The organism is Candidatus Dependentiae bacterium (assembly GCA_020431705.1).
Lineage (GTDB): Bacteria > Babelota > Babeliae > Babelales > Vermiphilaceae > JAGQHQ01.
On record JAGQHQ010000002.1, the window covers coordinates 112,568 to 126,163 of the forward strand.

Genomic DNA, 13,596 nt, shown 5'->3' on the forward strand with positions numbered 1-13,596 from the left:
CTCTTTCTACGTATATAACGTTATTGTAAGGTATTTACATGCTTTGGGCAACAGTTGAACCCTGATACAATCGAGATTTAAAGATTGACCGTAAGTCTTCAGTTGCTTTATCTTCTCCAACTTTATTTACAATCGAAATCTCTTCAACAAGAAGATTTTCTGTTTGGGCAAGTAGATTTTTTTCTCCAAATGAAAGTTCTTTTTGTTGCGCTATGTAATTAAGATCTCGATAAATTTGGCAAATTTCTCTTAAGTCACCAGTTCTGAGTTTGCATTGATACTCCTTATTGCGCTTGTTCCAATTGCTTGCTACGAAATCAGGTGTTATCTTTTTACGATCAACCGGCTCAGCAAGAATTTTGAAAATAGCAACAATACGTTCTTTAGAACTCAACTTACGAATACCAACTGAAGCAACATTGCGTGTGGGAACAAGGATTGTCATATCCTTATTAAGGAACCTGAGCTCGAAAAATTGAACTATTAAACCTGCAACTTTTTTTTCAACAACACGGCTAATTTTGGCAACACCATGACCAGGGTAAACAACTTTATCGTTGAGAGAAAACATAAGAACACTCCTTCTTAGCAAAGCAAGCATATACTTACCAGAAAAAGCTCCTACCCTTGACTTTCCATTATATCATAAACAGGTTTTTTTTTAATTGAGGAAATTAATGGCCTTATAGCGCATCTTTAATACGTCTGCGTACCTGCGCCTGTCCAGTGTTAACCGTTTTTTTGATTTTGTCTCTTTGAAAAACTGCATATGCAACAGAGCCAACTGTAACGGGTGGTACCCACCAATTGTTTACTAGCCACTCAGACCAACTTGCATCGGTAAAAATACCGTACTCTTTAAGAATATCCGTAAACTGCTCATAGCATTCATCAAGTGCATCAAGCACCTTACCTATTGGAAGTGTTTGTATTTTTCCATACAGCTCAGTTATTTGGTCAACAGAGACATTCATTGGGCGTCGATGAGATATCTCGATCAAAAAGTTTTTATATAAGGAAAAAATCATTGTTGCACATTCACGTAAAAATATATGTGGGTGTATCGATTTAAATGAGTCTAGAAATAGTTTCCATGTTTCAAATAATGGATCCAAACTGCTTTCTTGCAACATTTTTATCGCGCAAAGTTTTGTTAGACCATGCTCGTAAGATACGTTTGAGTCGGTATATAAAGAATCTGTTAGTGGACGCGCAGCGGGCAAAACCTGCACCTTCTTGTTTTTTTTGTTAAACTGAGCAAAAACTTTGATGTGCCGATTTAAGCGATTGATGACGTAGTCTATATCAAAATCTTCGGCAACCGAACGTGCACATACACTAGTTACCAACACAGTACAAGCCACAAAGGGAAAAAATAATAATTTATTGAGCATAACCCTCTCCTTATGGTTAGTAATTGATAATTACTCATATGATAACAACAAAAAATATAATTAAAAAGTTTCTACATAGTGTGCGCTGGAATACTATTGAAACAGTAGTATATCACAGTGTATTGCTTACGCATCAGGTATGCTTATATAGGGTGGCGCCAGCACCTATTTATGGGCTTGCAGGTACCTTTTTTTCGTTATTCTATTTGGCTCTTACGGTTGTCAATATGGGACTTGATCATGCAATGTCCTCATTTTTTTCATATGCAATACAAAATAAGAAACAATTTAAAAAAATCATTGGCAGTCAGCTGGCGATATCATTTGTGATGCTTACACTTACTTCATGTACTTTTTGTTTTGCACAAAAAACGTTCTCGCTCTTTCTTGCGTTTATTATTGCAAGTTTATTTATCACCGAAAGCGTAAAAAAAACACTTCTCGTGTTGTTACAACTTGCTTTCTTTAATAAATATACTACCGCAATAGAAGTTAGCTCAATTGTGCTTTATGTTGGATCTGTTTGGATTGGTTATTATTCTGGTATCAAGTTTTCACTTTACCTGATTTTTGTTCCAATGCTTGTATACTCAGGCCTAAGTGTTGCACTACTTTTCCTTTTTGTGTATAAGCTGTACCTGCAGTTACCAGACACGGTTTTTGAGTGTAAAAAAGTAAATTCATCAACAAAAAATATTGTTGTTACTCGTTTATGGACGTGGGTTAACCAAGTTAGTCACAGCATTTTTTCTAGTAACTTTTTAGTACCACTTTTTGCATACCAATTCGGCTTAACATACGCCGGCATTTTAAAGCTAATCAGCACAATATCACACTCAGTAACATCAATTATTAGAAAAATTGGTGGAATAACAAGTAGCGCACTTTTTGCTTCCACAAAAACAGAAGATCAAGTTGTTTGGCAGAAAAGTTTTTTAGCAGTAACAAGTACCATTAACCAAATACTATATGGTATTATTATTTTTTTTAGTATCAATTGCATCAAAATTCTGGCAATAAAACACATTCCACTTTCTGGATTGAGTGTATCGCTGGTATATTTTTTTATGATGATCACACTCTCCGAAAGTCTTTTTGTTTCGTACGAATCATTTTTGATCACACACGAATATGCTCACTATGTTGCCTTTTTTAACCTTATTACTATGGGAGCTATATACATAACATATGCAATAACACGCCTTGGCCCTTTACAGACTATAGTATTACTATTGGCAATACGTATCATAACATTTTGTATTTTGAGTTTTTTTACTTTCTATCAATGGCAACTCCGGCCATCATGGCACATCAAGCCAGCATGGCTGGTGTATGCAATTGCTGCATCACTCGTATTTTTTATATTTGCATAAAAAAATACAATATATTAAATTAAAGATGTTTATATGTGTTACATCGACTCAAAATTACGATCTGATCGATATAATAAAAGCACCTTCATATATCAGCGATAATAAACGAATCGCATGGAGGATATACAAATCTATATAAAAAGGCAAAAAGATTCTTACAGTTAAAATATGGTCACAATAAAAGCAATTATCTGTTTTTCGATTCGAAGGAAAATTTTTTTATTTTTTACAGTAAAAAATAATTAAAATTACAAATCATTTCTTTTTGGGCGAGACAAAAATAAAAAAACTATCTTTACGTCCAGTCCGAAATTGTTTTTATTTGATAATTTTAACAAAGTCCCAAGTTAAAATTCACTCAGATGCAAATTGTTTCTATCTGAGAAAATACTACCTAATTAATTCTACTTCAAATTCAGAGAGGGCGATATCAGACAGTTATTTTTTTTGAAAAATCAATGACATATTTTTGTACAAATTTAGCACTCAAAGCTTCTGACTGTGAACTATCTTTTTGTCAGTGCCGAAACAACACTGTCTTCCCCAGTAAAGCCAAGCCGGTTCGCAAATTCAATGGGTGTTTCGTTGTTCTTATTTTTTATATTGGTACGCAATGCAGCACCGAACTCTTTACGTACAATTTGTATCCACGCCTTGTCTCTCATGCCAACTGCAAGGTGCAGCATAGTATTACCTTCGTTGTTTTGAACATTTATATTAGCACCGGCTTTTTTTAGTTTTTTCATGAGGCTAAGGCGTTCGACAAGATTGTCAATCTCTAATATGTAATGAATTGAGTGTTGGCCGCGGCTATTTTTAGCATTAACATTAGCTCCTTTTTCAATCAAAAGTTCTGCTATTTTGTAGCTCTGCGGAAAATCTCCATTAAAACATGCTATATGTAAAGCTGTATTTCCATCACCGTCATCGGAAACGAGATCAAGATTTGCACCCTTTTTAATAAGAAATTGTGCTGTTTCCAATTGTGCATTACCAGCAGCGTACATAAGTCCTGTTTGGCCAAACTCGTTTCTTATGTCAACATCATCTGTTGCTTGTTCAATTGCTTTTTTTACTTTCCGTGACCCTGCTTGGGGGGTAAACCATACCTTACCAACTATATATCGTGTGCCTATAATAGCAATGCCCAAAAAAACAACCCCTATTTTGATAAAAAGTGCTTGCAGTAAAAATTTTTTCATCTTGTTCATTGGACTTCTCTCCGTAGTATACACAGCATATTCAAACCCAGAATACCAAGACGAAAATATCGGCGCAATCTTTTAAAAAAAGATAAAAAGATATTGTTATGCTATAATATTCTCCATGAATAAACAACACTTATTGCGCATGTTTTCATCTGCTATTGGCTGGAATGCCTTTTCTTATACCACCTATAAAATTTTATACACAGGATTATTGTTCTTGCTCTACCAAAGACTTACCACTGATTATTTTGCTACCTGGTCAAATATTAATAGCATAATATACATCTTGCTTCTGTGGATTGATTTTGGTTTTAGCAAGAGCATCGCACGCTTTATACCAGAATTCTATTGTAGCACTAAGGACCTCAATCGTTTTGTTTCGCGTATGATACTCTTTAAGCTCATCACTCTTATGTGCGCTGTACCACTCTTTTTTGTAATTACACCCACGTTATGTTCATATCTTGGATTATTATGCATACATCACAGCTTTTTCCAACTAGGAGCGCTTGTCCTTGTCAGTCATGGTATTACCTCTACGATCAAACTTGTATATCACGCACATTTTTGGCAAAAAGAGTTTAGTCTTTTAAGTACGCTGCTACTTATTCTAGAGACGATAATAAATATCATGTTATTTTTGTATATCGCAAGACCAGATAACCTAATTATTGGTATTTTTATTACCAGGATTATTAATAGTTTTATAACAGGCATACTTGCATTTGTTTTTCTCAAGAAGAAATATCGCACGTGTGGAAAGATACAGGGTAAAAAAATAAATACAAATAACCTGTATAAAAGTTTTTTGATGCATTCATCTTTTATGTGGTTTAGCACCAGCATCAAAAGCTTAACCGAGCGTAATATTATGGTACCACTTCTCACCTACACACTCGGACCATTAACAGCAAACATTTTTAAAGTAGCTAATGATGGAGCATTACTTTTTTACCGTTCAGTCGCCCAAACAATCGGTACGGCAGATACAGCACTATTAACTCACGCAATGGTACACCACCACGCGCAAGAACATGTCTTACATACAGCGTTTAAAACATTAGTTAGACAAGTATTATTTCTCTGTTTTATAGCAATAGCAATAGTGTGCCCACTACTATTTGTCATAAACGGGCACACACACAAAATAAGGATTATTCCACTTTTTATACTGTTGACAATTAGCTATCTTATTGAAGCTGTCTTATCCCCTTACGAGCGTATTTTAGAAATAAAGCGCGCATACAAGCTGCTTAGTTTAGCCTATATACCATATACGATCACTATCGCTTTGTTTTTTTACTGGTACGATAAAGTACTTATTGGCCTTTTTGGCACACTTGTCGTCATACACGGTGCGCGACTTGCTAGCTCTGTATCAATGGTATGGCTGAGCTATACAATCCTCAAAAAAATGAAAAAACAATAAAAACGCTTTTATTCCCGTATCGTTCCCATCAGATCCTGTTTAATTATTTGTACATTAGCATCTTCCCCAAATAACTTTTTGATCAATTCTTCGGTTATAAAATCAGACTTTTCCTGATAGGTTGGCGCGTGTATTTCCAAAAATTTTTTAAGCAGCTCTTTTTTATCGTCCTGAGTAAAAACAGGTAAAGATAGCGTCGCAATGAACTTATTACCCAAAATAACTGAAACCGCTGCCTGATTTTGCCGCTTGCTTGCCTCTGCTGTTTTATCGGCAATAACCTGCCTAGCCTTTTGTATATTTTGTTCAATGCGCTTCTCATCTCTTTCACGAGCATTAAACAGATCAATTATTTTTTTTAATTCAGGTGATGGTTCAGGGCCTAATTGCCTTTTTTGTTTTTCGAGTTCTTTTATATTTTTTTGTTCTTTTTGTATATCTTCAGTCAATGACGCTTTAATCTTTACCAAGTCTTGCTTACCTTTGGCAAGGCGCTGAAGCAGATTATCCAGCATTGTTTTAAAAAGCGTTTTTATGTCTTCTTGTCTGGATTTATCTATAGCACGCTTTTCGATAGTCTCATGTACCACACCACCAGCTATAGGATAACTCCTCTGTCCCCTCTTCTCTTTTTCTTGTCTCTCTTTCTCTATTAGACCTTTCTCCAAGTCAGGAAGAGTATCCAGTTGCTCCGTCTCTGAACCCTGCTTTTCTCCGGCCAATAATTCTTCACTTTGCAACACAGTTGGCTGCTCCCTCTCTTCCCCCCCCATCGGTGTGATATCAGCAGGAGTAGCATAAGTTTCTTTTCCGGGCTCATCAAACTCTTTTTCTTCTTCAGTAAGAATTATTTCTTTCTCTCCCTTGGGTTTTTGTTTTTTGACTGGAAGCGTAGAAATTTCTTGCATAGGCTCATCAAACTCTTTTTCTTCCTCAGGTTCTTCCTCAGGCGGCGAATACAAATACCTCAGTGCTTGTTGTAACATAGTATTAGCAGGTAAAAACCAAAATAATATCGACGTTATTACTGCGCTCAAAAGTAGCTTTTTCTTCATAAGAACTCCCCCTTATTACACATATATTACACATAGTAACAAAAGAGCACATCAAATAGCAATTTAATTTTTTGTGAAGATGGCAGTATAAATCAAAAGATAGCATGTGAATGACAAACGCCAATTGCCAATTCAAAGACTTACTGACCGCATCAGAAACCGCCACCCTTCCCGTTAGTGATATTTTTAACCCTTCTGGGAAATAAAAAAATAAGAAATTTGGATAAAGATATATAAGCGACGTATGATGGTTATCAGCATTTAGCATGCCTTTGTGCGTTCTATTGGTTCGTAATGAGTATCTGCATAAGTGTCTACACGCATTTATTGTTTTATGTATGGTATGCGTATTTTTAGGAGAGGAGTTTATATATTGTATCAGTGAGCATGTATATATAAGGATAAGGATGGGGTATAGTATCCATACCTTACCTTACTTTACTCGACCCGCCCCTCTTTCTCTTTTCTTGTTTTTCCTTCGAAGACCTCCTTTGAAATGAACGTAGTCAAGCCACTCAGCAGGCCAAAGGCCCACCCCCGTAAATGCTGCGTAAGATAAGCTTCGGCAGTAGAGTTTGCACTGCTGAGTGGGGCAGACGGAGTGGCTTGACTACGTTCATTTGTAATAGCTGTGTTAGGGAATGAATCCGTGCGTATAAATAACTCTGATTAGTCTAGCTCAAACCGAGTGGGGTAGATTATGCGACAAAAGGTGTCATTATTGCTATTTAAGAGCGCTTTATAGTAATTACCCCTTTTTCAAACTCGTAATAAAAAAATTCTTAATACCTACTATTAAAAAACCTGAGTCATTCACACTCAGAAAATATGAGCATGTATTTGACATGCCCCTAGAAATTGCGCTATACTACCAGTTAAATTTAAAAAAAAATTTTAATACAAAATAATGCGCATGCTCCTGCTTTGCATAAGAATACAAAAAAGAGTAAGCGCATAAACAACAAAATGAGGATCCTATGGGAAAAATAATTGGTATCGACTTAGGTACAACAAATTCAGTGGTCGCTTTCATGGAAGGCGGAAGCGGTAAAATTATCCCAAACAAAGAAGGCGCAAATACAACTCCATCAATGGTTGCATTTACAAAAGAAGGTAAAAGACTCGTTGGAACATTAGCAAAACGCCAGGCAATAACTAACCCAGAAAATACTATTTACTCAGCAAAACGTTTTATTGGCAGTAAATATGATGAAGTTTCCGGTGAAGTTGACCACTTGCCATACAAAATTGCAAAGCGTGCGAATGGTGATGTTGCCATTGTCGCACAGGGTAAAGAATATACACCACAAGAAATTTCGGCAGCAATACTCAGTCAACTAAAACAAGTGGCTGAAGATTACGTTGGACAACAAGTAACTGAAGCAGTTATTACTGTTCCAGCATATTTCAACGATTCACAGCGCCAAGCAACAAAAGACGCTGGTAAAATTGCCGGTCTTGACGTAAAACGCATTATCAACGAACCAACAGCAGCAGCACTTGCATACGGTTTTGACAAGAAAAAAAGTGGAACAATCGCAGTATTTGATTTTGGCGGAGGTACTTTTGATATCTCAATTTTAGAGGTAAGTGATGGCGTTATTGAAGTAAAATCAACAAATGGTGATACACACTTAGGTGGTGACGATATCGACCAAGCATTAATTACATATATCGCGGATGAATTTAAAAAAGAACAAGGTGTTGACTTACGCAAAGATCCAATGGCATTACAACGTATTCGTGAAGCTGCAGAAAAAGCAAAAAAAGAGCTTTCAAGTGTTACTGAAACTGATATCAATTTACCGTACGTAACAGCAGATACTTCTGGGCCAAAACACTTAAATATGAAACTGTCACGCGCAAAATTAGAATCACTATGTGAAGATATTTTCAAGCGATTACTAGATCCATGCGAAGTTGCTGTACAAGAAGCTGGGTTGAATAAAGCCGACATCAGTGAAGTTATATTAGTTGGTGGTTCAACACGAATTCCAAAAGTACAGCAGCTCGTAAAAAATTTCTTTGGCAAAGAACCAAACAAATCAGTAAACCCTGATGAAGTGGTTGCCGCTGGTGCTGCAATTCAAGGTGGTGTACTTGCTGGGGATGTAACTGATGTACTCTTGCTTGATGTCACCCCCCTTTCATTAGGAATCGAAACAATGGGAGGCATATGCCATAAACTCATTGAACGTAACACGACTATTCCAAGCAAAAAGTCTCAGGTATTTTCAACTGCTGAAAACAACCAAACATCAGTTGATATCCGCGTCTTCCAAGGTGAGCGAGAATTTACCAAAGATAATAAACTGCTTGGTCAATTTAGGCTCGATGGCATTCCAGCAGCCCCACGCGGTGTACCACAAATCGAAGTTACATTCAACATCGATGCAAATGGTATCGTAAACGTTTCAGCTAAAGATAAAGCAACAAATAAGGAGCAAAGTATTACCATTACTAGCAGCAGCGGTTTATCTCAAGCTGAAATCGATAACATGGTAAAAGACGCTGAAGTTCATGCAGCCGTAGACAAAAAGGCAAAAGAAACAGTAGAAAAACGCAATCAACTTGATGGCATGATTATACAGGTGGAAAAAACAGTTAAAGAGAACAAAGAAAAACTACCTGCAGAAGAAATAACTAAAGTTGAAGCTGCTATAGAAAAAGCAAAAGCTGACCTTAAAGAGCATGAAAACAATGTTGAAAACTTACAAAAAGCAACTGATGAATTAATGCAAGCATCTCATAAAATGGCAGAGATTTTGTACAAAGAACAATCTGCTCAGCAAAAACCTACAGATCAAACATCTAGTGACGATACTGCTCAACAAGCTGATGTTGGAACACAACAACAAAGTGAGCCAATTGATGCTGAAATCAATCAGTAAATAAATACGAAAAACATATAAGATCTCTCTACAACGTAAAATATTAATTTAAAAAACTAAGGGCGCAAGAAAAATGCACCCTTAGTTTTTTAATAACCTAGTCTCGAACGTTAAAATAAGGCTGCCGCCATAGGTTGTGTACCCCTCTCTTTGTCTTATGCACCTTAAAATACTCTGCAAGAAACTATTTCATTTTTTTACCGCAGCCACATTTACCACTACTAAGTACCATCACAAACATAGCAAAACTAATTACACCAGAAATACCAATAACATAATGAATAATACTAAAAACCTGTGGTGACATACCTGTCACAAATTTTGTTTGAAAGATATTTAATTCCATTGGCACCAGACCAGTATTTATTGCTGCAAGCGCCGTAATTGCCCACGTTACCATACCAACCCACTTCATTATTAGTGAATTTTCCATTTTCTCTCCTTCTGAATAAAAGCGTTATTTATTATATACCAATTAACAGTATGCATAGTATACTGCACGTATCGTTTGTAACACAAAGAACAGATTAAACGCAACAAAATGCAAAAAACGAAAACCCAACAATAATCTAAAATAATACCATAATTGCATAAAGCTAACTTTTAAGCGATACTTAAGAATAAAAACACGGAGCTTACAAATATCATGGGAATTAAAGCAGGCTTAGTTGGCCTTCCAAATGTTGGAAAATCAACTCTATTCAATGCATTAACCAAATCATCGATTCCAGCGGAAAATTACCCATTTTGCACGATTGAACCGCATGTAGCGATTACAAACGTTCCAGACGCACGAGTTGATCATTTATATACCATGTATCAATCTCAAAAAAAAATACCCGCTACGGTTACGTTCGTCGATATAGCAGGGCTTGTTAAAGGCGCAGCTGCAGGTCAAGGGCTAGGAAACCAGTTCCTGGGACATATAAGAGAAGTCGACCTCATTTTGCACGTCTTGCGTTGCTTTGAAGACGAAAATGTCATTAGAGAAAACGGAAAGATCGATCCTTTGGCTGATTATGAGATTATTATAGCAGAATTAATGCTTAAAGACCTTGAATTAATTAATAAACGGCTTGAAAAAATGGTCAAACTCATTCGGAGAGCGCAAGGAAAACCAAAAGAATTAAAAGAACTACAAGACGAACAAAAACTGTTAGAAGACGTACAAAAGGCTCTAGATACAGGCAATTTTGAAAAAGCTCGTACATTACTTCAAGAAAGCAATGTTCAAGCCCCCCCAATGCTAAGTACCAAAAATTACCTGATTATCGCCAATGTATCTGAAGAGGAACTTGATGGTAACGCCTATGAACGAAATCCTCATTACCAAGCACTTATAAAACAGTTTGGCAAAAAGCGCATTATTGCCTTGAATGCAAAAACAGAATTCGAGCTCTCGCAGATGGATGAATTACAAGCTAAAGAAATGATGGATATGCTTGGTATTAAAGAAAAAAGCTTGGATACGGTAATAAAAAAAAGTTATGAATATTTAGGTTTAATTACCTTCTTTACCTGTGGACCAGTAGAAATTCATGCCTGGCCAATACACGAAGGAACGGCCGCTCGCCAAGCAGCTGGTGAAATTCACTCAGACTTGGAGCGTGGTTTTATTTGCGCAGAAGTATTTAGTTATAATGATCTTGCAGAACTGGGCAGCACCGCAAAGGTTAAAGAAGAAGGTAAAACCCGCCGAGAAGGCCAAGATTATCTTGTTAGAGACGGCGATATTATCCTTATTAAATTCAATGTATAATACATATACAACAATCGCTATTTGCCTCTCACTCGATAACGTGTATACTAAAGAGTGTTGAGCAACGTTTAATTTAGCAGAAGGGTCCCTATAGAAAGCAATATCATTTCCAATTTCTTATTAACCATATATCAATTTTATTATTTCCGAGTATCGATTTTATTTTTTCCAGAGGATTTTAAATAATTATGAAAAATATTTACGTAGGTAACTTGTCATATAACGCAACAGAAAATCAAGTTAAAGACCTTTTTGCAGAGTTTGGTGAAGTTGCTTCAGTACGTATAATCAAAGACAAATTTACTGGCAACTCTAAAGGTTTTGCTTTTGTCGAAATGCCTGCAAATGACGAAGCTGAACAAGCAATTAGTAGTTTAGATGGAAAAGAAATTGGCGGTCGCAACATTAAAGTTAATGAAGCTCGCCCACGTGAAGAACGTCCAGTTCGTCGTGGACCTCGCCATTTCTAGTTTTAATTAAAACTATTTTAATTAAAAAAATTGACAATAAGGAAAGTCCGGCCCTAAAAAGCCGGATTTTTTTGCTCAAAAACATTTCAATGTGAATGTAGCTTGGATATTGATCTTGTAAAAATATATCTATTTGATATAGTAAAAAAATAAGATAATTAAACAAATGGAAGGTATTCTACCATGCATATAAATATAACCGTTGGTATGATGCGGATTTTATTAACAGCGTTGTTAGGTTTTTTTGGTGCAACTAACGACTACTGCAAAACAAGTACAAACAGTTGCACAGACATAACAAAAAAACACTGGACATGGAAAAGAATCAATCAAAATGAGTATATATTTCCATCATACTTTTTGTTTGGCGCCGGCACATCTGCACACCAAATAGAAGAAAATTGCGATAACAACACATGGGGTAAAAACTCACGATACGCACAACAATTACGTATTATTAAACAATCTGAATTTGACAAAACGTGGAATGAACAAAAAGATAATTGGTGCAAAAATTTCTACAAAGTTTACTGCCGTAAGCCAACACAAGCAGAAATCAACCAGCACAAAGAAGAACACTTCACATTCTGTTTTGCTGGCGATGCATGCAAAAGCTGGCAGTATTACAAAAAAGACGTGCAAGCACTCAAACAACTTGGGTGTAGTGCATATCGTTTTTCTGTTGCGTGGGAAAAAATTATGCCAACCGAAGATACTTTTGATGCAGCTGCATTACAACACTACGTTGATGTGTGTGATGAACTAATCGCTAACAATATAAAGCCAGTTATTACACTCTATCATTATACAGAGCCATTGTGGTTTGACGCAAAGGGCGGCTTTGAAAAAGCAGAAAATATTAAGTATTATGTTGCATTTTGTACAAAAATTTTTGAAACCCTTGGCGATAGAGTGCATCTGTATTTAACATTCAATTCGCCTATTGGTGGCATTGCACTCAATAGTTATCATCAAGGTGGACGCCCACCATTTAAGAAAAATAGCAAAGTTACATGCCAGGTAATTATAAACTTACTTGATGCGCACGTTGCTGCATATAAAGCAAAAGAACTTGTTAATCCAAACTTGAAAGTGGGTATTCTAAAAAATACACATCAACTTGATACGTGGAATAAGTGGAATCCAATTGATCACTTGGTATGTAAAATGGGAAACAAACTACAAGACGATCCATTTTATCAATTCTTTACCACTGGTAAAATTGACATGATGTTGCCATTTAAAATTCAACACGAAAATAAAAATGCACCATACTCACTTGATTTTGTCGGGCTTAACTATTACGGACATCGCTATTTAAAAGTTGGCTTAGGTCTTTCTAAAAAATGTAGTCCAAAAGAACAACGATGCGGTACGCCAGGTAACTACCATGAATCATATACTATTTATCCTGAAGGTATATATCGCGCACTCATGAGTATGCATGAACGTTTAATTAAACCACTCAGGCAAAATACTGGCAGGCACCTACCAATATATGTGACAGAAAATGGTATTGGTACCAATGATGAGAATCAACGTACTGAATTTATGAAAAAATATTTGTATGCAATTTCCCGAGCTATTCAAAATGGTTGTGATGTGCGTGGATATTTTTATTGGTCTTTGCTTGATAATTACGAATGGGGTCGCTATAGCAAATGTTATGGACTATTTAAAGTTGCTAAAGATACATTTGATCGTATAATCAAACCAAGTGCTTCACATTATATGAATCTTATTGCTGCACATACAAAAGCCGGCATAGATACCCTCAAAACAGGATCAGTTAATGATATTACAGTGCATATTGTTGATACACAAGTAAGTATACAATGAACTTGGACCTGAAGACGTTCGTCCAGCCCAATCATAAAAAATACCCGATTAATATAAAATAATAGAAAAGGCCGGGTGTGACAATAATAACCTGGCCTTTTTTGTGATAGCAATAATATTGCACTACGAGCGAATTGTGAAATTAAAAAATAAGTAAAAATAGAGTAGGCTAGCTTCG

General features: G+C 36.1%; 11 protein-coding genes. 6 read left to right on the plus strand and 5 right to left on the minus strand.

Annotated features, from left to right (window positions below; translation table 11 throughout):
• Positions 1 to 34 precede the first annotated feature (34 nt).
• Together KC460_01140 and KC460_01145 are read right to left on the minus strand one after the other, a co-directional pair.
• Positions 35 to 571, minus strand: a complete 537-nt coding sequence (locus KC460_01140) for a hypothetical protein (GenBank protein ID MCA9769956.1) — start codon at positions 569 to 571, stop codon at positions 35 to 37.
• A gap of 112 nt (positions 572 to 683) precedes the next feature.
• Positions 684 to 1,394 carry a hypothetical protein gene (locus KC460_01145; GenBank protein MCA9769957.1) on the minus strand — a complete coding sequence of 237 codons (711 nt, stop codon included), beginning with the start codon at positions 1,392 to 1,394 and terminating at the stop codon, positions 684 to 686.
• Between the two features lie 38 nt (positions 1,395 to 1,432).
• On the opposite strand from KC460_01145, the gene KC460_01150 reads away from it, so the two are divergent.
• Positions 1,433 to 2,767, plus strand: a complete 1,335-nt coding sequence (locus tag KC460_01150) for a hypothetical protein (protein MCA9769958.1) — start codon at positions 1,433 to 1,435, stop codon at positions 2,765 to 2,767.
• A gap of 506 nt (positions 2,768 to 3,273) precedes the next feature.
• Here the strand turns inward: KC460_01150 and KC460_01155 are convergent.
• A complete protein-coding gene (locus tag KC460_01155) occupies positions 3,274 to 3,978 on the minus strand; it encodes an ankyrin repeat domain-containing protein (protein MCA9769959.1) in 705 nt (234 codons plus the stop codon).
• Between the two features lie 115 nt (positions 3,979 to 4,093).
• Here KC460_01155 and KC460_01160 point away from each other — a divergent pair, with 115 nt between their 5' ends.
• Positions 4,094 to 5,404, plus strand: coding sequence for a hypothetical protein (locus KC460_01160; protein ID MCA9769960.1), 1,311 nt, complete (start codon positions 4,094 to 4,096; stop codon positions 5,402 to 5,404).
• Positions 5,405 to 5,412: 8 nt separating this feature from the next.
• Here the strand turns inward: KC460_01160 and KC460_01165 are convergent, their stop codons facing one another.
• Positions 5,413 to 6,459 carry a hypothetical protein gene (locus KC460_01165; protein MCA9769961.1) on the minus strand — a complete coding sequence of 349 codons (1,047 nt, stop codon included), beginning with the start codon at positions 6,457 to 6,459 and terminating at the stop codon, positions 5,413 to 5,415.
• Between the two features lie 977 nt (positions 6,460 to 7,436).
• Here KC460_01165 and dnaK point away from each other — a divergent pair.
• Entirely contained in the window at positions 7,437 to 9,350 is a 1,914-nt protein-coding gene (gene dnaK / locus KC460_01170; GenBank protein MCA9769962.1) for a molecular chaperone DnaK, read from the plus strand.
• Positions 9,351 to 9,534: 184 nt separating this feature from the next.
• Here the strand turns inward: dnaK and KC460_01175 are convergent, their stop codons facing one another.
• On the minus strand, positions 9,535 to 9,783 hold the full coding sequence (locus KC460_01175) for a hypothetical protein (protein ID MCA9769963.1): 249 nt from the start codon (positions 9,781 to 9,783) through the stop codon (positions 9,535 to 9,537).
• A gap of 219 nt (positions 9,784 to 10,002) precedes the next feature.
• On the opposite strand from KC460_01175, the gene ychF reads away from it, so the two are divergent.
• The 3 genes from ychF (at position 10,003) to KC460_01190 (ending at position 13,418) form a co-directional block, all read left to right on the plus strand.
• The gene (gene ychF / locus KC460_01180; GenBank protein ID MCA9769964.1) at positions 10,003 to 11,109 is read left to right on the plus strand and encodes a redox-regulated ATPase YchF; all 1,107 of its coding nucleotides are present in this window, start codon (positions 10,003 to 10,005) and stop codon (positions 11,107 to 11,109) included.
• 188 nt (positions 11,110 to 11,297) lie between these two features.
• Entirely contained in the window at positions 11,298 to 11,579 is a 282-nt protein-coding gene (locus tag KC460_01185; protein ID MCA9769965.1) for an RNA-binding protein, read from the plus strand.
• A gap of 183 nt (positions 11,580 to 11,762) precedes the next feature.
• Positions 11,763 to 13,418, plus strand: coding sequence for a glycoside hydrolase family 1 protein (locus KC460_01190; GenBank protein ID MCA9769966.1), 1,656 nt, complete (start codon positions 11,763 to 11,765; stop codon positions 13,416 to 13,418).
• Positions 13,419 to 13,596: the final 178 nt, after the last annotated feature.

Bases quoted from the DNA above. Each gene is read 5' to 3' on its own strand.
- KC460_01140 (MCA9769956.1), bottom strand. From the start codon at position 571: ATGTTTTCTCTCAACGATAAAGTTGTTTACCCTGGTCATGGTGTTGCC.
- KC460_01145 (MCA9769957.1), bottom strand. From the start codon at position 1,394: ATGCTCAATAAATTATTATTTTTTCCCTTTGTGGCTTGTACTGTGTTG.
- KC460_01150 (MCA9769958.1), top strand. From the start codon at position 1,433: ATGATAACAACAAAAAATATAATTAAAAAGTTTCTACATAGTGTGCGC.
- KC460_01155 (MCA9769959.1), bottom strand. From the start codon at position 3,978: ATGAACAAGATGAAAAAATTTTTACTGCAAGCACTTTTTATCAAAATA.
- KC460_01160 (MCA9769960.1), top strand. From the start codon at position 4,094: ATGAATAAACAACACTTATTGCGCATGTTTTCATCTGCTATTGGCTGG.
- KC460_01165 (MCA9769961.1), bottom strand. From the start codon at position 6,459: ATGAAGAAAAAGCTACTTTTGAGCGCAGTAATAACGTCGATATTATTT.
- dnaK (MCA9769962.1), top strand. From the start codon at position 7,437: ATGGGAAAAATAATTGGTATCGACTTAGGTACAACAAATTCAGTGGTC.
- KC460_01175 (MCA9769963.1), bottom strand. From the start codon at position 9,783: ATGGAAAATTCACTAATAATGAAGTGGGTTGGTATGGTAACGTGGGCA.
- KC460_01185 (MCA9769965.1), top strand. From the start codon at position 11,298: ATGAAAAATATTTACGTAGGTAACTTGTCATATAACGCAACAGAAAAT.
- KC460_01190 (MCA9769966.1), top strand. From the start codon at position 11,763: ATGCATATAAATATAACCGTTGGTATGATGCGGATTTTATTAACAGCG.